This is a genomic window from Cupriavidus taiwanensis (assembly GCF_900250075.1).
Lineage (GTDB): Bacteria > Pseudomonadota > Gammaproteobacteria > Burkholderiales > Burkholderiaceae > Cupriavidus > Cupriavidus taiwanensis_C.
Genome location: NZ_LT977070.1, coordinates 2,226,033 through 2,247,897, shown reverse-complemented (window position 1 = coordinate 2,247,897; position 21,865 = coordinate 2,226,033). Strand labels below are relative to the sequence as shown.

The window sequence follows — 21,865 nt, the reverse complement described above, 5'->3', positions numbered from 1 at the left end:
GCGGCAGGCGTCTGGCGATATCAGTCAGGCGGCCAGCTTTTCGGTGGTTTCAAGTTCCAGCATGCGGCAGATCGCCGCCATGCTGCCCACCATGGTACGGCGCTGCGTACCCTGGTAGACACGTACACCCTTGCTCTGGCGAAACGGCACGGGCTTGACCGGACGACGGGCGGCGACGTGGTGGATTTGCGGCATGGTGGCACCTCTTTTTAGGCAAAGCGGGGTCAACACCCGGCGAGCCGGGCGGCGTCTGCAAAGCAATGGAAGCGGGTGGGCCCGCGCAGGCAAGGCGCCCGCGATGGTGCCCGGCTAGAAGCCGGAAGAGCGGATCAGCCCGACGGCGATGCCTTCCAGCGAGAACTCTTCACCGGGCTCGACGATGATGTTGGTGAAGTCGGGGTTCTCGGCGATCAGTTCGATATGGCCACCGCGCCGCTGCAGGCGCTTGACGGTGACGTCGTCACCCAGTCGCGCCACCACGATCTTGCCGTTGGCGGCCTCGCTGGCGCGGCGCACGGCGAGCAGGTCGCCGTCGAGGATGCCGGCGTCGCGCATGCTTAGCCCGCGCACGCGCAGCAGGTAATCCGGTCGCTCATCGAAGACCGAGGCATCCACCTGGTACTGGCGGTCGATATGTTCGGCGGCCAGGATGGGGCTGCCGGCTGCGACGCGGCCCACCAGCGGCAGCGTCAGCTGCAATACGCCGGCCATTGGCAACGAGAATTGGTCCGGCAGCTCCGAATCGCTGCGTGAGACCTTCAGGCGGATGCCACGCGACGCGCCCGGCGTCAGTTCGATCACGCCTTTGCGGGCCAGCGCCCGCAAATGTTCTTCGGCGGCATTGGGCGAGGAGAAACCGAACTCTGCTGCGATCTCGGCGCGGGTAGGGGGGAAGCCGGTGCGGCGGATCGTGTTGCGGATCAGATCGAAAATCTGCTGCTGCCGGGGTGTCAGGGTCGCCATGAGATCGCCGTTCCGTGCAGGGCCGCTGGCCTGGATGACGGAGGCTCTGGTCCGTTATCCAGCATCCGGCGGGCCGGGCACTGTATGTTTAAACAGTATGCTGTGATTTTATACAGTATCGGCGTCAGTGCAAGCAGAATTTTGAGGCGTGTCGCATGGACGCTGGTCAAGGGACCTGATGCGGGCTGCGCCAGGGCGCGTGCGCCCGCTACAATCGCCTTTCCTTTATCCAGAACTAAATCGTTGCGCGCTCCCATGACCCAATTGCCTCGCATCGTCGTATTGGCCACTGGCGGCACCATCGCCGGCGCCGCCGGCAGCGCCGCCAGCAGCGCCCGCTACCAGGCGGCGACCGTGCCGGTGTCCTCATTGCTGGCGGCGGTGCCGCCGTTGCAGTCGCTGGCCCGCATCGAGGCCGAGCAGGTGGCGCAGGTCGACAGCAAGGACATGACCTTCGCGCTGTGGCAAACACTGGCGGCGCGGGTCGGGCACTGGTCGGCGCAGCCTGACGTTGCGGGCATCGTGATCACGCACGGCACCGACACGCTGGAAGAAACCGCGATGGCGCTGCACCTGACGCAATCGTGTCCGGTGCCCGTGGTCCTGACCGCCGCGATGCGTCCGTCGACGTCGTTGTCGGCCGACGGGCCGCTGAACCTGCTGGATGCGGTGCGCGTCGCCGCCCATCCGGATGCGCGCGGCAAGGGTGTGCTGGCGGTGCTGAACCAGCAGATCCACGCGGCACGGGACGTGGCCAAGGCGCATACGTCGGCGGTCGATGCCTTTGTCTCGCCGTGCGGGCCGCTGGGATTCGTGCAGGACGACTACGTGCGCTTTGCCCGGGCGCCCCGGCGGGCGGCTGCGCCCATCGGGCCGATGCCGGCGGCGTGGCCGGTGGTGGAGATCTTGGCAAGCTACGCGCAGCCGGGCAGGGCGGTGGTGGATGCGCTGGTGCGGGCCGGCGTCGCCGGCCTGGTTGTGGCCGCGACCGGCAATGGCTCGATCCACGAGGTGCTGGCAGCTGCCCTTGCCGATGCCGCGGCGGCCGGGGTGGCGGTGGTGCGCAGCTCGCGCACCGGTGCGGGGCATGTGGCGATCCCGCCGCAGCCTAGTTCTGCCGACGGTGTGTTCGTGTCAGCTGCCGACCTCAATCCCTATAAGGCGCGCGTGTTGCTGGCGCTGGCGCTGGCGGCGGATGCCGGGCTGGCGCGCGACCCGGCGCGGCTGCAGTCGGTCTTTGCCAGCGCCTGATTTGCCCGTGAAATCAGCGGCTTGCGTTGTTGATGCGGGGCGGGCTATAATTTAAGGCTATTCAACCTTGCCACACCGGACTCGTGACGCCCGGGTGGCTAATCCCAAAAGGAGCGTCAATGCGTCATTACGAAATCGTCTTCATCGTCCACCCGGACCAGAGCGAACAAGTGCCGGCCATGATCGAGCGCTACAAGCAGCTCGTGACCTCGCAGAACGGCAACGTTCACCGCGTGGAAGACTGGGGCCGTCGCCAGATGGCTTACATGATCCAGAAGCTGGCCAAGGCTCACTACGTTTGCCTGAACATCGAATGCGGCAAGGAAACCCTGGCTGAACTGGAACACGCGTTCAAGTTCAACGACGCCGTCCTGCGCCACCTGATCGTGCAGACCAAGAAGGCCGAGACCGCACCTTCGCCGATGATGAAGGAAGTGCAGCGCGAAGAAGCCCGCAAGGCCGCGCAAACGACCACCGAAGGCCAGGCCGCCTGAGTGCGGACTGCGGTGCGCGCCGTGGCTGACAGCGTCGGCCGGGGCACGAGCGGAAACCGCAACGATTGCAACCAGCAAGAGGCCCCGCGTTGAACCAGCTTCGGCTTGCCGCCACCCTGGCGGAACGCGATGCCCTGCGCTATACCCCGGCCGGGGTCCCCGTCGTGAACTGCATCCTGCAGTACAGCGGCGAGGCCGTCGAGGCGCAGACGCCGCGGCAGGTCGAGTTTGCAATCGCTGCGATGGGGATCGGCCAGGTTGGCCAGCGTCTGGAGCGGCTACCGCTCGGCACGCTGCTCGACTGCGAAGGTTTCCTGGCGCGCAAGCACCGCAACAGCAAGGCTCTCGTCTTTCACATCACTGGATGTAAAGCATTCGAAAAGGATTGAATCATGGCATTCGTCAAACGTGACAACAAGAACAAGAAGCGCTTCCAGCAACAGAACCCGCTGTTCAAGCGCAAGCGCTTCTGCCGCTTCACCGTGGCTGGCGTCGAACAGATCGACTACAAGGATCTGGACACCCTGAAGGACTTCATCGGCGACAACGGCAAGATCACGCCGGCCCGCCTGACCGGTACCAAGGCTCACTATCAGCGTCAGCTGGATACGGCCATCAAGCGCGCGCGTTTCCTCGCGCTGATGCCGTACACCGACCTGCACAAGAACTGATCAGGCCCCAGGGTCCGTCAAGGAGAGAACACGATGCAAATCATTCTGCTGGAAAAAGTCGTCAACCTGGGCAACCTGGGTGACATCGTCAAGGTGAAGGACGGTTACGCCCGTAACTTCCTGATCCCGGGCAAGAAGGCCCGCCGCGCCACGCAAAGCGCGATCGCCGAATTCGAAGTCAAGCGCGCCGAGCTGGAAAAGGCCGCTGCCGAGAAGCTGGCCGCCGCGCAAGCCGAAGGCGAGAAGCTGAACGGCCTGAACGTCCAGATCACCCAGAAGTCGGGTGTGGACGGCCGCCTGTTCGGTTCGGTGACCAACGCCGACATCGCTGAAGCCCTGGCTGGCCAAGGCTACAAGCTGGAAAAGGCGCAGGTTCGTCTGCCGAACGGTCCGCTGAAGACGGTTGGCGACCATCCGGTCAGCGTTGCGCTGCACACGGACGTCGTGGTCGACGTGACCGTGTCGGTGGTGGGCGAGAGCGTCTAAGGACGCGCCGCTCCGGCCGGCGCACCGCGCCGGCCAAAGCCCCGCAAGCATTGCAAGAAGGCAGGAGCCCCGGCTCCTGCCTTTTTTGTTGCCCGGTTGCCAGGCGGCGCCGGACGGCGCTATTGCCAAATGTCCGGCGAAGTGTGTCCACCCGCCGTTATAATCCCTCCCCATGAACGCGCCCGTCGCCGACCCCCAACTCGATAACCTCAAGGTTCCGCCGCACTCCATCGAAGCCGAGCAATCGGTGCTCGGTGGCCTGCTGCTGGACAATGCCGCCTGGGACCGCATCGCGGACTTCCTTTCCGAGGCGGACTTCTACCGGTTCGACCACCGGATGATCTTCCAGAGCATCGCGCGGTTGATCTCGGCGACCAAGCCGGCCGACGTGATCACGGTCTACGAGATGCTGCAGGTGGCCGGCAAGGCCGAAGAGGTGGGCGGGCTGGCGTACCTGAACTCGCTGGCGCAGAACACACCCAGCGCGGCCAATATCCGCCGCTACGCGGAAATCGTGCGCGAGCGCTCGGTGCTGCGCAAGCTGGTGACGGTGGCCGACGATATCGCCTCGGCCGCATTCGCCCCCAAGGGGCGCGAGGTGCGCGAACTGCTCGACGAGGCCGAATCCAAGGTCTTCGCGATTGCCGAAGAGGGCTCGCGCGGGCAGAAAGGCTTCCAGGAAATCCAGCCGCTGCTGACCCAGGTGGTGGAGCGCATCGACGAGCTGTATCACCGCGATAGCACCACCGATGTCACCGGCGTGCCGACCGGCTTTATCGACCTGGACAAGATGACCAGCGGCATGCAGCCGGGCGACCTGATCATCGTCGCCGGCCGCCCGTCGATGGGCAAGACCGCGTTCTCGCTGAACATCGGCGAGCACGTGGCGGTGGAGCAGGGCCTGCCGGTGGCGGTGTTCTCGATGGAAATGGCGGGCACGCAGCTGGCCATGCGTATGCTGGGCTCGGTCGGCCGGCTCGACCAGCACCGGTTGCGCACCGGGCGCCTGCTCGACGAGGACTGGCCGCGGCTGACGCATGCGATCCAGCGCATGAACGACACCCAGCTGTTCATCGACGAAACCCCGGCGCTGAACCCGATGGAACTGCGCGCCCGTTCGCGGCGCCTGGCGCGCCAGTGCGGGCAGCTGGGGCTGATCATCATCGACTACCTGCAGCTGATGTCGGGCTCCGGCGGCGGCGAGAACCGCGCCACCGAGATTTCAGAAATTTCGCGTTCCCTGAAAGGCCTCGCGAAGGAGCTGAATTGCCCGGTGATCGCGCTGTCGCAGCTGAACCGCAGCCTGGAACAGCGCCCCAACAAGCGCCCGGTGATGTCCGACCTGCGCGAATCGGGCGCTATCGAACAGGATGCCGACGTGATCCTGTTCATCTACCGGGACGAAGTCTATAACGCCGACTCGCAGGACAAGGGCACCGCCGAAATCATCATCGGCAAGCAGCGTAACGGCCCGATCGGCACCGTGCGCCTGACCTTCCTCGGCCAGTTCACGAAGTTCGACAACTTCAGCGGCGGCCCGGCCTTCTTCGACAACGACACCTGACGAAGTCAAGCGGGTCGGCCATTTGCCGTGCCTGCCCGTCTCGTTTGTGCCAAATACGCGGGCAATGTCCCGCTAACCCTGTAAAATATTGCGCTTTGATGACAGCCGCCATCCGCGGCGGTCATGCTCGCGTCCGCTTAATCCCGCAACACCATCCGCAGCGATACCACGCTGCCACAAGGAACATTCCATGTTCGGCCGATTCATGCCCACCGAGGGCAAGTTCTTCGAATATTTCAACCAGCACGCCGACTGCGCGGTGACCGCCGCGCATGAACTGCAGGCCCTGGTCAACGACCTGCCCAACGCCGAGGCCCATGCCCGGCGCGTCCAGGCCACCGAAAAGAAGGCCGACCGGATCACGCACGACACCATCGACCTGCTGCACAAGACCTTCATCACGCCGCTGGACCGCGACGAGATTCACAAGCTCATCACGACCATGGACGACATCCTGGACCTGATGGAAGACGTGGCCGAGACCATCTCGCTGTATGACGTGACCAACCTGACCGACGAGGCGCTGCGCCTGGCCGCGATCTGCGTGCAGTGCTGCGACCAGGTCAAGATCGCGGTGGGCCTGCTCGAGGACATGGGCAACGCCAGCACCATCCTGAAGACCGCGCAGCAGATCGACCAGCTGGAATCCGAGGCCGACCGCGTGATGCGCTCGGCGATGTCCAAGCTGTTCCGCGACGAGACCGACGTCAAGCGCCTGATCAAGCTGAAGGCGATCTACGAGCAGCTCGAGACGATCACCGACAAGTGCGAGGACGTCGCCAACATCATCGAAGGCATCGTCCTGGAAAACGCCTGAGGCGGCAATCGGCATGCAGACCATACAAATGAGCCTGTGGGTGATCGCCTTGCTGGTGGCGCTGGCACTGCTGTTCGACTTCATGAACGGCTTCCACGACGCGGCCAACTCGATCGCGACGGTGGTGTCCACGGGCGTGCTCAAGCCGCACCATGCGGTGGCGATGGCGGCGATGTGCAACGTCGTCGCGATCTTCGTGTTCCACCTGAAGGTGGCGGCCACGGTCGGCACCGGCACCATCCAGGGCGGGGTGGTCGACCACTATGTCATCTTCGGCGCGCTGGTCGGGGCGATCGCGTGGAACGTCATCACCTGGTACTACGGCATTCCGTCGTCGTCGTCGCACGCGCTGATCGGCGGGCTGGTGGGCGCCGCGGTGGCCAAGGCCGGCACCGGCGCGCTGGTGGCCAGCGGGCTGCTGAAGACGGTGGCGTTCATCCTGGTGTCGCCGTTCCTCGGCTTCCTGCTGGGGTCGCTGATGATGGTCATCGTCGGCTGGACCTTCTTCCGCACGCCGCCATCGCGCGTCGACCGCTGGTTCCGGCGGCTGCAGCTGGTCTCGGCTTCGCTGTACAGCCTGGGCCATGGCGGCAATGATGCGCAGAAGACCATCGGCATCATCTGGATGCTGCTGATCGCCAGCGGCCACGTGCTCGCCGGCGATCCGCCGCCGACCTGGGTGATCGTCAGCTGCTATGTGGCCATCGGCATGGGCACGCTGTTCGGCGGCTGGCGCATCGTGCGCACCATGGGCCAGAAGATCACCAAGCTCAAGCCGGTGGGCGGCTTCTGCGCCGAGACCGGCGGTGCGCTGACGCTGTTCTTTGCCTCGGCGCTGGGCGTGCCGGTGTCGACCACGCATACCATCACCGGCGCCATCGTCGGGGTCGGCTCGTCGCAGAAGATGTCGGCGGTGCGCTGGGGCGTGGCCGGCAATATCGTCTGGGCCTGGGTGCTGACGATCCCGGCCTCGGCCTTCATGGCGGCGATCGCATGGTGGATCGGGCGCCATATCCTGTAACGCGGCATCGGACGCTCATGCAAAAAGCCAGGCACATGCCTGGCTTTTTTGTTTGTCGACGCCAGCCTCTCAGCGGTTGGCGAAGGCGGCGATGGGATCGTCGTCGTCGGGCAGCGGGGCAGGTTCCGGCACCAGGGGCGCCGGGGCGGGCGCGGGCACCGGTGTCGCCGGTGCCGGCGGCAGGTTGACCGCGCCGGCCACCACGCGCCGCGCGCCGTTGTAGCGCGAGGCCCAGTAAGGCTTGCCCATGTCCTCCAGCCGCACGGTGCCGCCGGACGATGGCGCATGGACAAAGCGGTTCTGGCCGACGTAGATGCCGACGTGCGAGTTGGCGCGTCCGGTGGTGTTGAAGAACACCAGGTCGCCGGAAGCGACTTCGCTGCGATCGAGCGAGCTGCCGCGCGTGCCCATGGCCTCGGTGGTGCGCGGCAAGCTGACATTGGCCGCGCGCGCGACCACATAGCGCACCAGGCCGCTGCAATCGAAGCCGGCATCTGGCGTATTGCCACCGTAGCGGTACGGGGTGCCGACCAGCGACATCGCCTGGATCGAGATTTCCTCCAGCCCGGCGCTGGGATCGGTCATGGGCTTGCCGGACGTACGCGGCAAGCCGCCTTGGCGAGGGGGTGGGGAGCTGGCGCACGCCGCCAGCAGCAGTGCGGCCGCGCACAGCAGCGGCAGGCCGGCCCGGGCAAGCGGGCCGGGCAGTGTGGAAGGACTGGAAGAACTACGGGTACGGCGCAATGGCATCGCTGGATTCCGGTCGCCGGCCTGCCGGCGCACCGGAAGCCTTGCCGCTACCACCGTAGCTGGGCGTTGCGCGTACCGGTGCTGACCTTGATCGACTTGGCCTGGCCCTTGTAACTGGCCTCGATATTGTAGCTGCCTTCAGGCGCACGTATCAGGCAGCGAGGCCCGGCGGCGCGGAAGCTTGCGACCTCCTGTTCGTCGCGCACCAGCTTGACCGCGACATCGGACAGGAACTCGCCCGCGGAGCCCTGCGTGAACAGGATGCCGATATTGAAATCCTTCTCGCGCGCGCTTAGCGCCTGGCGCTCGTCTTCGGCGACGCCGCCGCAGACATAGCTGACCGGACCCATGGAGCGGATCACCAGGTCGTCAGCCGCCGCGCGCGCCTGAGGCGGGCTGGTCAGGAACATGGCGGCGCCGATCAGCGCGGCCAGGCGGAGATGCTGTGGGTTCATCGACGCCTCCAGTGGGGATGCGGGACACAAGCGGACGTGCGGACATCATAGCCGCATTGCGCTTGCCGCTCACGACAGCGGGCCCGGGCCCCTACCGTGTGGAAGGTGCCCGGGCCCGCGGTCCGCGTCAGAGCACGTCGCCGGCGTGGTCGGCCAGGCGCGAGCGTTCGCCGCGTGCCAGCGTGATATGGCCGCTGTGGCTCCAGCCCTTGAAGCGGTCGACCACGTAGGTCAGGCCCGACGAGCCCTCGGTCAGGTAGGGCGTGTCGATTTGCGCGATATTGCCCAGGCAGATGATCTTGGTGCCCGGGCCGGCGCGCGTCACCAGCGTCTTCATCTGCTTGGGCGTGAGGTTCTGCGCCTCGTCGATGATGACGAACTTGTTGACGAAGGTGCGGCCACGCATGAAGTTCATGCTCTTGACCTTGATGCGCGAGCGGATCAGCTCCTGCGTTGCGGCGCGGCCCCAGTCGCCGGCGCTGTCGTCGCTCTTCTGCAGCACTTCGAGGTTGTCGTCGAACGCGCCCATCCACGGTTGCATCTTCTCTTCCTCGGTGCCGGGCAGGAAGCCGATGTCCTCGCCCACCGGCACGGTGGCGCGGGTGACGATGATCTCGTTGTAGAGCTTCTGGTCCAGCACCTGCTCCAGCCCGGCCGCCAGCGCCAGCAGCGTCTTGCCGGTACCGGCCTGGCCCAGCAGCGTGACGAAGTCGATGTCCGGGTTCATCAGCAGGTTGAGCGCGAAGTTCTGCTCGCGGTTGCGCGCGGTCACGCTCCACACGTTGTTCTTGTGGTGCGTGTAGTCCTTCAGGGTCTGCAGCAGCGCGGTCTTGCCGTTGATCTCCTTGACCTGCGCATAGAGCGGCAGGCTGCCGTCCACGGGCTCGAGGTAGACGAACTGGTTGACCAGGAACGACGGCACCAACGGGCCGGTGAGCCGGTAGAACATGGCGCCGGACTTGGGGTCCTGCCAGCTTTCGACGCCCTTGCCGTGCTTGGCCCAGAAGTCGCCGGGCAGCTGCATCACGCCCGCGTAGAGCAGGTCCTTGTCCTCGAGGACCTGGTCGTTGAAGTAGTCCTCGGCCGGCAGGCCCAGGGCGCGCGCCTTGATGCGCATGTTGATGTCTTTCGACACCAGCACCACCTGGCGCTCGGGATACTGCTGCTGCAGCGCGCTGACCACGCCCAGGATCTGGTTGTCGGCCTTGCCCTGCGGCAGGCCTTCGGGCAGCTTGATGTCGTTCAGGCGCGTCTGGAAGAACAGCTTGCCCTGCGCGTCGCGGTTGCCCAGGCTGGCCAGCGACAGGCCCTCGTCGAGCACGCCGTCGGTGCCGCCCACCAGGGAATCGAGCGTGCGGCTGACCATGCGCGCGTTGCGCGCGACTTCGCTCATGCCCTTCTTGTGGTTGTCCAGCTCTTCGAGCGTCATCATCGGCAGATAGATGTCGTGCTCTTCGAAGCGGAACAGCGAGGCCGGGTCGTGCATCAGCACGTTGGTGTCGAGCACGAACAGCTTGCTCGGGCCTTCGGCCTTGCGCGCGCGGCGCGTGGTGCCGGTCGACGGCTTGACCAGGCTCACCGGCGCGGCGCTGACAGCCGGCGTCGATACGGCGGGCGTCTCGGTGCTGCGGGCGCGGGTGCCGCCGGCGGCGCGGGCCTTGACTTCAGGCACCTGCGTGTCGCCGGTTTCCAGCAATGCCACGCGCTCGAGCGCCGGCACAGGTTTCTTGCCCTGTGTGGCGGCTTTGGCCTTAGGCACCGCGGAAACCGGAGCAAACTCGCTCGGGTCCAGCAATTGGGCAGGCTTGGCGGGCATGGTAGGCAGCGGCATGCTTGGCTTTCCTTTCAGGGGGACAAGAAGGGGGCGGGAAGGTCCGGCCAGCGGCGCCGCACGGCGTCGGCAGCGTGCGACGGGTTCGGGGCGGCGTGGCGGACCCGGGCCGGGGCATGCATGCGCGAGGCGCCCGGCGCGGACAACCATGAGGACAGACGCGGCTGCAAACAAAAAAGCCGCCATGCCTGCGGAACAGGGTTGGCGGCTCTTGGGCGGACTGCCGACATGGCAGGTCCGCTACCGGCCTGTGGCGGGAAGCGCCTGGGCCGGGGAGTCGAAACAGCGTGGCATCCGGAATCTGAACTCATTACGGGCCAATGTATCCGAAGGCTTTGGGTTTGGCAATTGGCTTTCCCACGTTTGCCACGGCGCGTCCGGATCGAAGCCTTTACGGGCAACTGCGGGGCAACGGCAGGGCAACGGCGGGGCAATGGCGCGCGGGCGATGCGTCAGAGGCCGCGCACGATCTCCAGCACTTCGTCGACGTGGTTGGGCACTTTGATGCCGCGCAGCTCGTGTCGCAGGATGCCCTTGCCATCGATGACAAAGGTACTGCGCTCGATGCCGCGGTGCTCCTTGCCATACAGCTTTTTCATCTTGATGACATCGAACAATGTGCACACATTTTCGTCGGCATCGGAGATCAGTTCGAACGGCAGTTCCAGCTTGGCCTTGAAGTTTTCATGCGAGCGCAGGCTGTCGCGCGAGACGCCGAACACGTGCACGCCGGCCTTCTCGAAATCCTCGTACTGGTCGCGGAAGTTCATCGCCTCCGTGGTGCAGCCCGGCGTGTTGTCCTTCGGGTAGAAGTACAGCACCACCGTCTTGCCGCGGTAGTCGGCCAGGCGGAAGGTGGCGTCGCCGGTCATCGGCGCGCTGAAGTCGGGGATGGCCTTGTTGAGACTGACGGTCATGCTTGTGGCTCCTTGGGGGAGGGGCAGAGGATCGGTGAGATCGTTGGAATCGGGAGAGGGGCTGCCGCCTCAGCGCGAGCAGATTGGGGCGCCTCGCGCGGACTTCAAGCGTGGCGACTGCTCAACTTTCGCCCGGGGGGCGCGTCAGGTGGCGCCGGGCTCGAGCAGCAGCACCGCCGCCACCTTGCGTCCCTCGGCCATCAGGATGTTGTAGGTGCGGCAAGCGGCTTGCATGTCCATGGTGTCGACGCCGACATGGCGGCGCGCCAGCGATGCGGTCAGGCGCGGGTGCGGAAAGCGCAGCCGCGAGCCCGTGCCGAGCAGCACCACTTCGGGTCCGAGTTCGGACAGCTGCTCGAAATGCGCAGGCTCCAGGTCTTCGAAGCGGTCGACCGGCCAGGGCCGGACTTCGCCCTCCGGCATGACCAGCACCGAGTTGGTGTGGCGCACGAGGTTGATTTCGATATACCCGGGCCCGTAGGCCGTGACGGTGTTGAGCGACTGGGGCTGGTCGGCGTGGAGTTTCACTTGGGGATCTCGGCGGTGGCGGGCGCGGGCCGGCGGGCGGGTCCGCGGAGCGGAGGGCCGGCGGGCCGGGCGGGCGATAAACGGATGGGCAACGGATGGACGACAGCGTGCAGGCGGCCGCGGTGCGCGCGGACAGCGCACGCTGCAATGCAAGAATCCCTGCCGAAGTCTGTCATAATCCGATAAATTATAGCTTTTGCCTCCCTGTCTGCCACGTTTGCGTTGCATCGCAGCGGACAGCGCCTCCGCATTCTTTCAGATTCTGTCAGATCGCCCCGATTCCCAGTCCGGTGCCGCCGACGCGGCACGCCACGCTTGCCCGACATCGCCGTGAAACCCATCCAGAAATCCAACAAACTCAATAACGTTTGCTACGACATCCGCGGTCCGGTGCTGGAAAAGGCCAAGCAGATGGAGGAAGAGGGGCACAAGATCATCAAGCTGAATATCGGCAACCTGGCCGTGTTCGGTTTTGACGCGCCGGAAGAGATTCAGCAGGACATGATGCGGAACCTGCCGAATTCGGCAGGTTATTCCGATTCCAAGGGTATTTTCGCCGCGCGCAAGGCGATCATGCACTATACCCAGCAAAAAAATATCGAGGGCGTCGGCCTGGACGATATCTATGTGGGCAACGGCGCCTCCGAGCTGATCGTGATGGCGGTCAACGCGCTGCTCAATACCGGCGACGAAGTGCTGGTTCCGGCGCCGGATTACCCGCTGTGGACCGCCGCGGTCAGCCTGTCGGGCGGCACGCCGGTGCACTACATCTGCGACGAGTCCAACGACTGGATGCCCGATCCGGCCGATATCCGCGCGCGCATCACGCCGCATACCAAGGCCATCGTCATCATCAACCCGAACAACCCCACCGGGGCGCTGTATTCGGATGAGCTGCTGCTGGAGATCGTCGCGATCGCGCGCGAGCACGGCCTGATCATCTTCGCCGACGAGATCTACGACAAGGTCCTGTACGACGGCAACACCCATACCTCGATCGCCTCGCTGTCGACCGACGTGCTGACGGTGACCTTCAACGGCCTGTCGAAGAACTACCGCTCGTGCGGCTATCGCGCCGGCTGGATGGTAGTGTCGGGCGACAAGCGCCCGGCCATCGACTACATCGAAGGCCTGAACATGCTGTCGTCGATGCGCCTGTGCGCCAACGTGCCGGGCCAGTGGGCGATCCAGACCGCGCTGGGCGGCTACCAGAGCATCAATGACCTGGTCAACGAAGGCGGGCGCCTGCGCCGCCAGCGCGACCTGGCCTATGAACTGATCACCGCGATCCCGGGCGTGACCTGCGTCAAGCCCAAGGCGGCGCTGTACCTGTTCCCGAAGCTGGACCTGTCGATGTACCCGGTGCAGGACGACCAGGAGTTCATCTATGAACTGCTGCAGGAGTCCAAGGTGCTGCTGGTGCAGGGCTCTGGCTTCAACTGGGCCAGGCCCGACCATTTCCGCATCGTGTTCCTGCCGCACGAGGAAGACCTGCGCGAGGCCATCGGCCGCATCGCGCGCTTCCTCGAGGCTTACCGAAAACGCCACGGCAAGGCAGCGGCCTGATCCGGCCGGCCGTGCCGCAACCCATCCTTAGCAACTCAGAAGATTGTCCATGAACCCCATCAAAGTTGGCCTGCTCGGCATCGGTACCGTCGGTAGCGGCACGTTCAACGTGCTCAAGCGCAACCAGGAAGAAATTCGTCGCCGCGCCGGCCGCGGCATCGAGATTGCCGTGGTGGCCGATCTCAACACCGAACGCGCGCGCGAACTGACCAACGGGGAAGTGGAAGTCGTCAGCGACGCGCACCAGGTGGTGACGCGTCCGGACATTGACATCGTCATCGAACTGATCGGCGGCTACGGCATCGCGCGCGAGCTGGTGCTCAAGGCGATCGAGAACGGCAAGCACGTGGTCACCGCCAACAAGGCGCTGCTGGCCGTGCACGGCAACGAGATCTTCGAAGCCGCGCGCAAGAAGGGCGTGATCGTGGCCTTCGAAGCCGCGGTGGCCGGCGGCATCCCCATCATCAAGGCGCTGCGCGAAGGCCTGACCGCCAACCGCATCCAGTGGATCGCCGGCATCATCAACGGCACCACCAACTTCATCCTGTCCGAGATGCGCGACAAGGGCCTGGATTTCGACGCGGTGCTGAAGGAAGCGCAGCAACTGGGCTACGCCGAGGCCGACCCGACCTTCGACATCGAGGGCGTCGACGCCGCGCACAAGGTCACGCTGATGAGCGCGATCGCCTTCGGCATGCCGGTGCAGTTCGACAAGGCCCACGTCGAAGGCATCACCAGGCTGTCCGCCACCGACATCAAGTACGCCGAGGAACTGGGCTACCGCATCAAGCTGCTGGGCATCACGCGCCGCCGTGAAGACGGCGTGGAACTGCGCGTGCATCCGACGCTGGTGCCGGCCACCCGCCTGATCGCCAATGTGGAAGGCGCGATGAACGCGGTGCTGGTGCAGGGCGATGCCGTGGGCGCCACGCTGTACTACGGCAAGGGCGCCGGTGCCGAGCCGACCGCCTCGGCCGTGATCGCCGACCTGGTCGACGTGACCCGCCTGCACACCGCCGACCCCGAGCACCGCGTGCCGCACCTGGCGTTCCAGCCGGACGAGCTGTCGAGCGTGCCGGTGCTGCCGATCGAAGAGATCAACAGCTCGTACTACCTGCGCATGCGCGTGGCCGACGAGACCGGCGTGCTGGCCGAGATCACCCGCATCCTGGCCGAGGGCGGCATCTCGATCGACGCCATGCTGCAGAAGGAATCGCGCGAAGGCGAGCCGCAGACGGACATCATCATCCTCACGCACATCACGCGCGAGAAGCACGTCAACGCCGCCATCGCCAAGATCGAGGCGCTGTCGACCGTGCTGTCCGACGTGACGCGCCTGCGCATGGAAGAACTGAACTAAGCGCAGCCACCGCATAGCCACAGCAGAGCCACATGAAATACCAGTCGACCCGCGGCCATGACATGCCGCAATCGTTCTCCGAGATCCTGCTCGGCGGCCTGGCCCCGGATGGCGGCCTGTACCTTCCCAAGCAGTATCCGCAAGTCACGGCCGACGAGCTGGAGGCCTGGCGCAAGCTGCCGTATGCCGACCTGGCTTACGAGGTCCTGCGCAAGTTCTGCGACGACATTCCCGCCGAGGACCTGCGCGCGCTGACGCGCAAGACCTACACCGCCGAGGTGTACTGCAACGCGCGCGAGGGCGATAACACCGCCGACATCACGCCGCTGCGCACGCTGGGCGAGGAAGGCGGTACCAGGCTGCAATTGCTGGGCCTGTCCAACGGGCCGACGCTGGCCTTCAAGGACATGGCGATGCAGCTGCTCGGCAACCTGTTCGAGTACGCGCTGGCGCGCGCCGGGCAGGAGCTGAACATCCTGGGCGCGACCTCGGGCGACACCGGCAGCGCCGCCGAATACGCGATGCGCGGCAAGCGCGGCATCCGCGTGTTCATGCTGAGCCCGCACCGCAAGATGAGCGCGTTCCAGACCGCGCAGATGTTCAGCCTGCAGGACCCGAACATCTTCAACATCGCCATCGAAGGCGTGTTCGACGACGCCCAGGACATCGTCAAGGCGGTCTCGAACGACCATGCCTTCAAGGCCCGCCAGAAGATCGGCACGGTCAACTCGATCAACTGGGCGCGCGTGGTGGCGCAGGTGGTGTACTACTTCAAGGGCTGGCTGCTGGCGACCGACGGTCCCGGCCAGAAGGTCTCGTTCTGCGTGCCCTCGGGCAACTTCGGCAACGTCTGCGCCGGCCATATCGCGCGCATGATGGGCCTGCCGATCGACAAGCTGGTGGTTGCCACCAACGAGAACGACGTGCTCGACGAGTTCTTCCGCACCGGCGCCTACCGCGTGCGCAAGTCGGCGGAGACGTACCACACCTCCAGCCCGAGCATGGACATCTCCAAGGCCTCGAACTTCGAGCGCTTCGTGTTCGACCTGGTTGGCCAGGACGCAGGCAAGCTGGCCGCGTTGTTCCGCGATGTGGAAGAGAAGGGTGGCTTCGACCTGGCCGGCACGCCGGAATTCGATCGCATCCGACAGTTCGGCTTTGTCTCGGGCCGCAGCACGCATCAGGACCGGCTGGCGACCATCCGCGACCTGTCGTCGCGCTATGGCGTCACCATCGATACCCATACCGCCGACGGCATCAAGGTGGCGCGCGAGCATCTCAGCGCCGGCGTGCCGATGGTGGTGCTGGAAACCGCGCTGCCGGCCAAGTTTGCCGACACCATCCGCGAAGCGCTCGGCCACGAGCCGGAGCGCCCGGCGAAGTTCGAGGGCATCGAGAGCCTGCCGCAGCGCTTCGAGGTGATGCCGGCCGACGCCGCGCAGGTGAAGGCCTATATCGCCCGCCACACCGGCCTGTAACGCGCAGGTGCGGACCTGGGGACGTGGCTGCGGCGCCGCCGCGTGCCGGGTCCGGTCCAACTCGCTACAATCAGGCTGCGGGCCCGATCCACGGTCCCCGGATTGCCAGCCCCGCGCGCGGGTGCCGGCAATGCGCGGGCCGTTTTTCGTGGGCCAACCCTTTCCCACATCGCACCATGACTCAAGCCGCAGCACCTTCCCGCCCCCCGATGCTGACCATGGCCCAGGCGCTTGACGCGCTGCTCGGCGCCGCCCGTCCGCTGGCGCAGGTTGAATCCATCGACACGCTTGACGCCAACGGCCGCGTGCTGGCCGCGCCGGTGACCAGCACGCTGCGCGTGCCGCCGGCAGACAACACGTCGATGGACGGCTACGCCATGCGCGCGGCCGACGTGCCGGCTGCCGGCACGCGGCTGCGCGTGTCGCAACGGATTCCCGCCGGCCATGTCGGCACCGCGCTGGAGCCCGGTACCGCGGCGCGCATCTTCACCGGCGGGCTGATCCCGCCTGGCGCCGATGCCGTGGTGATGCAGGAGCAATGCACGGCCGAGGGCGACGACGTGATCGTCAACCACGTGCCGCAGTCCGGCGAATGGGTACGGCGTGCCGGCGAGGATATCGAAGCCGGCAGCGTGATCCTGCCGGCCGGAACGCGGCTGACGCCGCAGGCGCTGGGGCTGGCCGCGTCGGTCGGCCAGGCGCAGCTCGACGTGGTGCGCCGCGTGCGCGTGGCGGTGTTCTTCACCGGCGATGAACTGGCGATGCCGGGCGAGCCGCTCAAGCCGGGTGCGATCTACAACTCCAACCGCTTCACGCTGCGCGGCCTGCTGGAGAACCTGGGCTGCGAGGTCAGCGACTTCGGCATCGTGCCCGATACGCTGGCCGCCACGCGCGAGACGCTGCGCCGCGCCGCGCAGGGTCATGACCTGATCATTACCTCGGGCGGCGTCTCGGTCGGCGAGGAAGACCATATCAAGCCCGCGGTCGAGGCCGAAGGGCGGCTCGATATGTGGCAGATCGCGATCAAGCCGGGCAAGCCGCTGGCGTTCGGACAGGTCGGCAACGGCAGCGAGCCGGCATTTTTCCTGGGGCTGCCGGGCAACCCCGTATCCAGCTTCGTGACCTTCCTGCTGTTCGTGCGCCCGTTCATCCTGCGCCTGCAGGGCGTGGCCGACGTGACGCCGCGGCGCCTGCCGCTGCGCGCCGATTTCGAGCTGAAGAAAGGCGACCGCCGCAACGAATTCCTGCGCGCGCGGCTCAACGCCGACGGTGGACTGGACCTGTTTCCCAACCAGAGCTCGGGCGTGCTGACCTCCACCGTGTGGGGCGATGGCCTGATCGACAATCCGCCCAACCAGGCGATCGCGCGCGGCGACACCGTGCAGTTCATTCCGTTTGACGGCCTGCTCGCGTAGCGGCCGGCATGACCCGATGCAGAAGGCAGCGATGATCATCGAACTCCGATTCTTTGCCAGCGTGCGCGAGCAGCTCGGCGTGTCCGCCGAGCGCGCCGAGGTGCCGCCCGAGGTGCGCACCGTCGGCGCGCTGCGCCAGTGGCTGCGCCAGCGCGGCGGAGCCTGGGCCGAAACCCTGGCCGAGGGCCGCGCGCTGCGCATGGCGGTTGACCACGCCGTCGCCCGCGCCGATACCGCGCTCGCCGACGGCTGCGAAGTCGCGTTTTTCCCGCCCGTGACCGGAGGCTGAGATGAGCGTCCGGGTGCAGCGTGAGGATTTCGATCTCGGCGCGGAAGTCGCGGCGTTGCGCGCCGATAACCCGCAGGTCGGCGCCGTGGCCAGCTTTATCGGCACGGTGCGCGACGTCAGCGAGGGCAGCGCCGTCAGCGCGATGGAGCTGGAGCATTACCCGGGCATGACCGAGAAGGCGCTGGCGCAGATCGAGGCGGCGGCGTGCGCGCGCTGGGAACTGCTCGGCGTCACCATTATCCATCGCGTCGGCCCGCTGCTGCCGCTGGACCAGATCGTGCTGGTCGCGGTGGCATCGAAGCACCGCGGCAATGCGTTTGCGGCGTGCGAATTCATCATGGACTACCTCAAGTCCGAAGCGCCGTTCTGGAAGAAGGAAGAAACGCCGGAGGGCGCGCGCTGGGTCGATGCACGGGTGACCGATGAAGACGCGCTGAAGCGCTGGGGCATCCAGTCGATCAACGCCAGCGGCGAGGACCAGCCCTGATGGGGCCGTTGGGGTTTGTCGCGGTCGGTGTCGGCGCCGCGGCGGGGGCATGGCTGCGCTGGGGATTCTCGGTGCTGTGGAATGCCATGAATCCGGCGATGCCGTACGGCACGCTCGCGGCCAACCTGCTGGGCGGCTACCTGATCGGGCTGGCGGTCGGCTTCTTCGATACCCATGCCGGCCTGCCGCCGGAATGGCGCCTGCTGGCCATTACCGGCTTCCTGGGTGGGCTGACCACGTTCTCGACGTTCTCAAGCGAAGTTGTCGCCAACCTGATCGCCGGCGACTACGGCTGGGCGGCGATGCACCTGCTGCTGCATCTCGGCGGCTCCTTGCTGCTGACCGCGCTCGGGCTCTGGACCTATCGCATGCTAGCCTGATCCGCGTCCCGGATCAGGGCCAGCAGCGCGGCATTGAAGGCCTGCGCCTGCTCCATATGCGGACTGTGGCCGGCACCGGCCACCACGCTGAACCCCGCCGCCGGGTGCAAGGCCCGCGTGGCCGTGCCTACCGCCGGCGCGTACAGCCGGCTGGCCTCCCCATACAGATGGAACAGCGGCAGTCGCGCCGCGCGCAGCGTGTCGCGGAAATCCTGCCGCGCCATGTCTTCCCACAAGCTGGCCAGCGCCGCGGCATCGCACTGCTGCGCCATGTGCGCGATCCGCTGCGTCGCCGCCGCCTGCGGTCGCCGGCCTGCCGCCCACAAGCCTGATGCCACCGACGGCGCCAGCCGGGGCCAGTCGGCGCGGACGCGCTCCGCCATCTGACGGGCATGAGCCAGGTCGTAATTGCCGTGCAGCCCATACGGCCAGCCCTGGTCGGTGACCATGCGGGGCGTCATGTCGATGCTGCCCACCGCTGCGAGCGGCAGTTGCGGCTGGTCGCGCAGCAGCGCCCAGGCCACCATCGCGCCCATCGACCAGCCCGCCACCACCACGTCAGCCAGCCCCAGGTGCGCGACCAGCGCGGCTACGTCGCGCGCGAGCGCCGCGACGGTCGCGCCCGCGCGCTGCCGCGACAGGCCGTGGCCGGCGTGATCCGGGGCGATCACGCGGAAGCCGGCCAGCGCCAGCGCACGCTGTCCGTCAAAGGCCTCCCCGTTGACCGACCAGCCATGCAGCAACAGCAGGGGCCGTCCCTGGCCGGCTTCGCGCCATCCGGGCAGGGCGCCGCGCGCCGGATGGACCGCAAAGGGCAGCGCGGCGGGGCTGACGGGTACCGGATCGGAAGCGTCCAACGGTGTGTCTCGGCTGGCTGGAGGGGTAAAAGATGCCCGGGCTGCCGCCCGAGGTGAGGGTGCCCCTCTATTGACATCCACGCTGCGCAATTTATACGATGAAACATGAATCAGATATCAGGTTTTGCCTGAATGTCGGTTCCGGGCGACGGCACGGTGGCGGCAGGGGCGGGGAGGCGCCTGCCGGCAACCGGTTGGCGCCGGCAATACAGGCAGCGGTCGGCATTTCCATGACAAGGCGCGCAGCGCCACCGGAGACAAGATGTCCACCACCCAGACTGGCGACACCGGCATAGCCGACGTCGACGCCACCGGCCCGGCCGGCGGCATGGGCCCGCCCAAGACCGCGCGCGGGCAGAAGACACGCGAGGCGCTGCTGCGCGCCGCCGAGAAGGTGTTCGGCGAGAAGGGCTACTACGCCGCGTCGATCTCCGAGATCACGCAGGAAGCCAAGGTGGCGATGGGCACCTTCTACCTGTACTTCAAGGACAAGGAAGACATCTTCCGCGCGCTGGTCGCGCACATGCTGGAACTGGTGCGCGCGCACCTGCGCAAGCACGTGGCCGCGGCCGAAACCCAGATGGAGGCCGAGCGACTGGGGCTGAAAGCGTTCCTGTCCTTCGTTTCGCGCCACAAGAACCTGTACCGGATCGTGCTGGATTCTTACTCGGTCGACGAGACCATCTACAGCAGCTATTTCCAGGTATTCGCCGAGCTCTACAGCCGGCGGCTGACCCGCGCCGAAGAGCAGGGCGAGATCGTGCCCGGCGATGCCGAGGTGCGCGCCTGGTGCCTGATCGGCATCAGCAATTTCCTCGGCATGCGCTATGCGCGCTGGAAGCGTCCGCCATCGATGGAGAAGGTGGTCGACACCGCGTTCGACCTGATCGCGCACGGCCTGCAGCCGCGCCAGACGCGATAGGCGCGATTGCGCAGTACCGGCCCGCATGCGCCGCCAGCCGGCATGCCACGCAGTTGCAGCAGGTTTCATCCCTACAAACACAAACGAGACCGAACCCAGGAGACCGCAATGCATCGCAACCACCCCCACGCCCTGCGCGCCCTGGCCCTGGCCGCCGCGCTGCTCGGCGCCGGCGCCGCGCTGGCCAAGGACATCCGCATCGCCCACGTCTACGACAAGACCGGCGCGCTCGAGGCCTATGCCAAGCAGACCCAGACCGGCCTGATGATGGGCCTGGAATACGCCACCAACGGCACCATGACCGTCAACGGCAACAAGCTGGTGGTGATCGAGAAAGACACCCAGGGCAAGCCGGACGTGGCCAAGGCGCAGCTGGCCGCGGCCTACAGCGACGACCGCGCCGACATCGCGGTGGGTCCGACGTCCTCCGGCACGGCGCTGGCGATGCTGCCGGTGGCCGAGGAATACAAGAAGGTGCTGCTGGTCGAGCCCGCCGTGGCCGACTCCATCACCGGCGACAAGTGGAACCGCTACATCTTCCGCACCGGCCGCAATTCGTCGCAGGACGCGATTTCCAACGCGGTGGCGCTGGACAAGCCGGGCGTGCAGATCGCCACGCTGGCGCAGGACTATGCCTTCGGCCGCGACGGCGTCAAGGCCTTCAAGGGCGCGTTGAAGAACGCAAAGATCGTCCATGAGGAATACCTGCCGACCAATACCACCGACTTCACCGCGGGCGCGCAGCGGCTGTTCGATTCGCTCAAGGACAAGCCCGGCCGCAAGGTGATCTTCATCATCTGGGCCGGCGCCGGCAACCCGTTCAAGATCGCCGATCTGGACCCGAAACGCTACGGCATCGAGATCGCCACCGGCGGCAACATCCTGCCCGCGATGGCCAGCTACAAGAACTTCCCCGGCATGGAAGGTGCCACGTACTACTACTTCGGCATCCCCAAGAACAAGGCCAACGAGTGGCTGGTGTCCAACCACTACAGCAAGTTCAAGGCGCCGCCCGATTTCTTCACCGCCGGCGGCATGAGCGCGGGCATCGCGCTGGTCGAAGCCCTGAAGAAGACGCATGGCGAAACCGGCACCGAGAAGCTGATCGCGGCGATGGAAGGCATGTCGTTCGACACGCCCAAGGGCAGGATGACCTTCCGCAAGGAAGACCACCAGGCGATGCAGTCGATGTACCACTTCAAGATCAAGGTGGACCCGGCCTTTGCCTGGGGCGTGCCGGAGCTGGTGCGCGAGATCAGGCCCGAGGAAATGAACGTGCCCGTGCGCAACCACCGCTGATGGACGCGCCAGCCTCCTTCGCCAGGACCGCGCCGGCGCCTTCGCAACCGGCGGGCCAGCTCGC

General features: G+C 66.4%; 25 protein-coding genes. 17 read left to right on the top strand and 8 right to left on the bottom strand.

The window, feature by feature from the left end:
- Positions 1–24: 24 nt before the first annotated feature.
- Together CBM2588_RS10410 and lexA are read right to left on the bottom strand one after the other, a co-directional pair.
- Positions 25–195 (bottom strand): hypothetical protein, encoded by a 171-nt coding sequence (locus tag CBM2588_RS10410; protein ID WP_012353085.1) that lies wholly within the window; start codon positions 193–195, stop codon positions 25–27.
- Positions 196–309: 114 nt separating this feature from the next.
- On the bottom strand, positions 310–963 hold the full coding sequence (gene lexA, locus CBM2588_RS10405) for a transcriptional repressor LexA (protein ID WP_012353084.1): 654 nt from the start codon (positions 961–963) through the stop codon (positions 310–312).
- A gap of 255 nt (positions 964–1,218) precedes the next feature.
- Between lexA and CBM2588_RS10400 the strand changes: the two genes are divergently transcribed.
- The 8 genes from CBM2588_RS10400 (at position 1,219) to CBM2588_RS10365 (ending at position 7,267) form a co-directional block, all read left to right on the top strand.
- Positions 1,219–2,214 carry an asparaginase gene (locus CBM2588_RS10400; RefSeq protein WP_115680473.1) on the top strand — a complete coding sequence of 332 codons (996 nt, stop codon included), beginning with the start codon at positions 1,219–1,221 and terminating at the stop codon, positions 2,212–2,214.
- 119 nt (positions 2,215–2,333) lie between these two features.
- Entirely contained in the window at positions 2,334–2,708 is a 375-nt protein-coding gene (gene rpsF / locus CBM2588_RS10395) for a 30S ribosomal protein S6 (protein WP_010809513.1), read from the top strand.
- A gap of 89 nt (positions 2,709–2,797) precedes the next feature.
- Positions 2,798–3,097 (top strand): primosomal replication protein N, encoded by a 300-nt coding sequence (priB, locus tag CBM2588_RS10390; protein WP_012353082.1) that lies wholly within the window; start codon positions 2,798–2,800, stop codon positions 3,095–3,097.
- A 3-nt stretch (positions 3,098–3,100) separates the two neighbouring features.
- Positions 3,101–3,379: a 30S ribosomal protein S18 gene (gene rpsR / locus CBM2588_RS10385; RefSeq protein WP_006163606.1), complete on the top strand. Its 279-nt coding sequence runs from the start codon at positions 3,101–3,103 to the stop codon at positions 3,377–3,379.
- 33 nt (positions 3,380–3,412) lie between these two features.
- Complete coding sequence (gene rplI, locus CBM2588_RS10380) at positions 3,413–3,865, top strand: 50S ribosomal protein L9 (protein ID WP_062800470.1); 453 nt, start codon at positions 3,413–3,415, stop codon at positions 3,863–3,865.
- Positions 3,866–4,037: 172 nt separating this feature from the next.
- The gene (locus tag CBM2588_RS10375; protein ID WP_018007703.1) at positions 4,038–5,429 is read left to right on the top strand and encodes a replicative DNA helicase; all 1,392 of its coding nucleotides are present in this window, start codon (positions 4,038–4,040) and stop codon (positions 5,427–5,429) included.
- 190 nt (positions 5,430–5,619) lie between these two features.
- Positions 5,620–6,246: a DUF47 domain-containing protein gene (locus CBM2588_RS10370; protein ID WP_010809517.1), complete on the top strand. Its 627-nt coding sequence runs from the start codon at positions 5,620–5,622 to the stop codon at positions 6,244–6,246.
- Between the two features lie 13 nt (positions 6,247–6,259).
- Positions 6,260–7,267: an inorganic phosphate transporter gene (locus CBM2588_RS10365; protein ID WP_012353079.1), complete on the top strand. Its 1,008-nt coding sequence runs from the start codon at positions 6,260–6,262 to the stop codon at positions 7,265–7,267.
- Between the two features lie 69 nt (positions 7,268–7,336).
- Here the strand turns inward: CBM2588_RS10365 and CBM2588_RS10360 are convergent, their stop codons facing one another.
- The 5 genes from CBM2588_RS10360 to CBM2588_RS10340 form a co-directional block, all read right to left on the bottom strand.
- Positions 7,337–8,017 carry a C40 family peptidase gene (locus tag CBM2588_RS10360; RefSeq protein ID WP_115680472.1) on the bottom strand — a complete coding sequence of 227 codons (681 nt, stop codon included), beginning with the start codon at positions 8,015–8,017 and terminating at the stop codon, positions 7,337–7,339.
- A 47-nt stretch (positions 8,018–8,064) separates the two neighbouring features.
- Entirely contained in the window at positions 8,065–8,472 is a 408-nt protein-coding gene (locus tag CBM2588_RS10355) for a hypothetical protein (RefSeq protein ID WP_115680471.1), read from the bottom strand.
- 127 nt (positions 8,473–8,599) lie between these two features.
- Positions 8,600–10,303, bottom strand: a complete 1,704-nt coding sequence (locus CBM2588_RS10350; RefSeq protein WP_115680470.1) for a PhoH family protein — start codon at positions 10,301–10,303, stop codon at positions 8,600–8,602.
- Positions 10,304–10,755: 452 nt separating this feature from the next.
- Positions 10,756–11,220, bottom strand: coding sequence for a peroxiredoxin (locus CBM2588_RS10345; protein WP_115680469.1), 465 nt, complete (start codon positions 11,218–11,220; stop codon positions 10,756–10,758).
- 144 nt (positions 11,221–11,364) lie between these two features.
- The gene (locus CBM2588_RS10340; RefSeq protein WP_115680468.1) at positions 11,365–11,748 is read right to left on the bottom strand and encodes an Mth938-like domain-containing protein; all 384 of its coding nucleotides are present in this window, start codon (positions 11,746–11,748) and stop codon (positions 11,365–11,367) included.
- 330 nt (positions 11,749–12,078) lie between these two features.
- Between CBM2588_RS10340 and CBM2588_RS10335 the strand changes: the two genes are divergently transcribed.
- The 7 genes from CBM2588_RS10335 (at position 12,079) to crcB (ending at position 18,723) form a co-directional block, all read left to right on the top strand.
- Positions 12,079–13,314, top strand: coding sequence for a pyridoxal phosphate-dependent aminotransferase (locus tag CBM2588_RS10335; protein WP_115681459.1), 1,236 nt, complete (start codon positions 12,079–12,081; stop codon positions 13,312–13,314).
- A gap of 49 nt (positions 13,315–13,363) precedes the next feature.
- The gene (locus tag CBM2588_RS10330; protein ID WP_115680467.1) at positions 13,364–14,674 is read left to right on the top strand and encodes a homoserine dehydrogenase; all 1,311 of its coding nucleotides are present in this window, start codon (positions 13,364–13,366) and stop codon (positions 14,672–14,674) included.
- Between the two features lie 32 nt (positions 14,675–14,706).
- Positions 14,707–16,152: a threonine synthase gene (thrC, locus tag CBM2588_RS10325; protein ID WP_115680466.1), complete on the top strand. Its 1,446-nt coding sequence runs from the start codon at positions 14,707–14,709 to the stop codon at positions 16,150–16,152.
- 209 nt (positions 16,153–16,361) lie between these two features.
- Positions 16,362–17,567: a molybdopterin molybdotransferase MoeA gene (locus CBM2588_RS10320; RefSeq protein WP_439897445.1), complete on the top strand. Its 1,206-nt coding sequence runs from the start codon at positions 16,362–16,364 to the stop codon at positions 17,565–17,567.
- A 31-nt stretch (positions 17,568–17,598) separates the two neighbouring features.
- Positions 17,599–17,856 (top strand): molybdopterin converting factor subunit 1, encoded by a 258-nt coding sequence (gene moaD, locus CBM2588_RS10315; RefSeq protein WP_012353069.1) that lies wholly within the window; start codon positions 17,599–17,601, stop codon positions 17,854–17,856.
- A 1-nt stretch (position 17,857) separates the two neighbouring features.
- Positions 17,858–18,343 carry a molybdopterin synthase catalytic subunit MoaE gene (gene moaE, locus CBM2588_RS10310; RefSeq protein ID WP_062800446.1) on the top strand — a complete coding sequence of 162 codons (486 nt, stop codon included), beginning with the start codon at positions 17,858–17,860 and terminating at the stop codon, positions 18,341–18,343.
- Positions 18,343–18,723: a fluoride efflux transporter CrcB gene (crcB, locus tag CBM2588_RS10305; protein ID WP_115680464.1), complete on the top strand. Its 381-nt coding sequence runs from the start codon at positions 18,343–18,345 to the stop codon at positions 18,721–18,723. The genes moaE and crcB overlap by 1 nt, the downstream gene beginning before the upstream one ends.
- On the opposite strand, the gene CBM2588_RS10300 is transcribed toward crcB, so the two are convergent.
- Positions 18,705–19,580: an alpha/beta fold hydrolase gene (locus CBM2588_RS10300; RefSeq protein ID WP_115680463.1), complete on the bottom strand. Its 876-nt coding sequence runs from the start codon at positions 19,578–19,580 to the stop codon at positions 18,705–18,707. The two genes, crcB and CBM2588_RS10300, sit on opposite strands and share 19 nt — an antisense overlap.
- A gap of 262 nt (positions 19,581–19,842) precedes the next feature.
- On the opposite strand from CBM2588_RS10300, the gene CBM2588_RS10295 reads away from it, so the two are divergent.
- Together CBM2588_RS10295 and CBM2588_RS10290 are read left to right on the top strand one after the other, a co-directional pair.
- Positions 19,843–20,502, top strand: a complete 660-nt coding sequence (locus CBM2588_RS10295) for a TetR/AcrR family transcriptional regulator (RefSeq protein ID WP_115680462.1) — start codon at positions 19,843–19,845, stop codon at positions 20,500–20,502.
- 108 nt (positions 20,503–20,610) lie between these two features.
- On the top strand, positions 20,611–21,801 hold the full coding sequence (locus CBM2588_RS10290) for a substrate-binding domain-containing protein (protein WP_115680461.1): 1,191 nt from the start codon (positions 20,611–20,613) through the stop codon (positions 21,799–21,801).
- Positions 21,802–21,865 lie beyond the last annotated feature (64 nt).

Bases quoted from the DNA above. Each gene is read 5' to 3' on its own strand.
- crcB (WP_115680464.1), top strand. From the start codon at position 18,343: ATGGGGCCGTTGGGGTTTGTCGCGGTCGGTGTCGGCGCCGCGGCGGGG.
- CBM2588_RS10375 (WP_018007703.1), top strand. From the start codon at position 4,038: ATGAACGCGCCCGTCGCCGACCCCCAACTCGATAACCTCAAGGTTCCG.
- CBM2588_RS10350 (WP_115680470.1), bottom strand. From the start codon at position 10,303: ATGCCGCTGCCTACCATGCCCGCCAAGCCTGCCCAATTGCTGGACCCG.
- thrC (WP_115680466.1), top strand. From the start codon at position 14,707: ATGAAATACCAGTCGACCCGCGGCCATGACATGCCGCAATCGTTCTCC.
- CBM2588_RS10360 (WP_115680472.1), bottom strand. From the start codon at position 8,017: ATGCCATTGCGCCGTACCCGTAGTTCTTCCAGTCCTTCCACACTGCCC.
- lexA (WP_012353084.1), bottom strand. From the start codon at position 963: ATGGCGACCCTGACACCCCGGCAGCAGCAGATTTTCGATCTGATCCGC.
- rpsF (WP_010809513.1), top strand. From the start codon at position 2,334: ATGCGTCATTACGAAATCGTCTTCATCGTCCACCCGGACCAGAGCGAA.
- CBM2588_RS10370 (WP_010809517.1), top strand. From the start codon at position 5,620: ATGTTCGGCCGATTCATGCCCACCGAGGGCAAGTTCTTCGAATATTTC.
- moaD (WP_012353069.1), top strand. From the start codon at position 17,599: ATGATCATCGAACTCCGATTCTTTGCCAGCGTGCGCGAGCAGCTCGGC.
- CBM2588_RS10295 (WP_115680462.1), top strand. From the start codon at position 19,843: ATGTCCACCACCCAGACTGGCGACACCGGCATAGCCGACGTCGACGCC.
- rplI (WP_062800470.1), top strand. From the start codon at position 3,413: ATGCAAATCATTCTGCTGGAAAAAGTCGTCAACCTGGGCAACCTGGGT.
- CBM2588_RS10330 (WP_115680467.1), top strand. From the start codon at position 13,364: ATGAACCCCATCAAAGTTGGCCTGCTCGGCATCGGTACCGTCGGTAGC.
- CBM2588_RS10365 (WP_012353079.1), top strand. From the start codon at position 6,260: ATGCAGACCATACAAATGAGCCTGTGGGTGATCGCCTTGCTGGTGGCG.
- CBM2588_RS10290 (WP_115680461.1), top strand. From the start codon at position 20,611: ATGCATCGCAACCACCCCCACGCCCTGCGCGCCCTGGCCCTGGCCGCC.
- CBM2588_RS10410 (WP_012353085.1), bottom strand. From the start codon at position 195: ATGCCGCAAATCCACCACGTCGCCGCCCGTCGTCCGGTCAAGCCCGTG.
- CBM2588_RS10345 (WP_115680469.1), bottom strand. From the start codon at position 11,220: ATGACCGTCAGTCTCAACAAGGCCATCCCCGACTTCAGCGCGCCGATG.
- rpsR (WP_006163606.1), top strand. From the start codon at position 3,101: ATGGCATTCGTCAAACGTGACAACAAGAACAAGAAGCGCTTCCAGCAA.
- CBM2588_RS10400 (WP_115680473.1), top strand. From the start codon at position 1,219: ATGACCCAATTGCCTCGCATCGTCGTATTGGCCACTGGCGGCACCATC.
- CBM2588_RS10320 (WP_439897445.1), top strand. From the start codon at position 16,362: ATGCTGACCATGGCCCAGGCGCTTGACGCGCTGCTCGGCGCCGCCCGT.
- moaE (WP_062800446.1), top strand. From the start codon at position 17,858: ATGAGCGTCCGGGTGCAGCGTGAGGATTTCGATCTCGGCGCGGAAGTC.
- CBM2588_RS10355 (WP_115680471.1), bottom strand. From the start codon at position 8,472: ATGAACCCACAGCATCTCCGCCTGGCCGCGCTGATCGGCGCCGCCATG.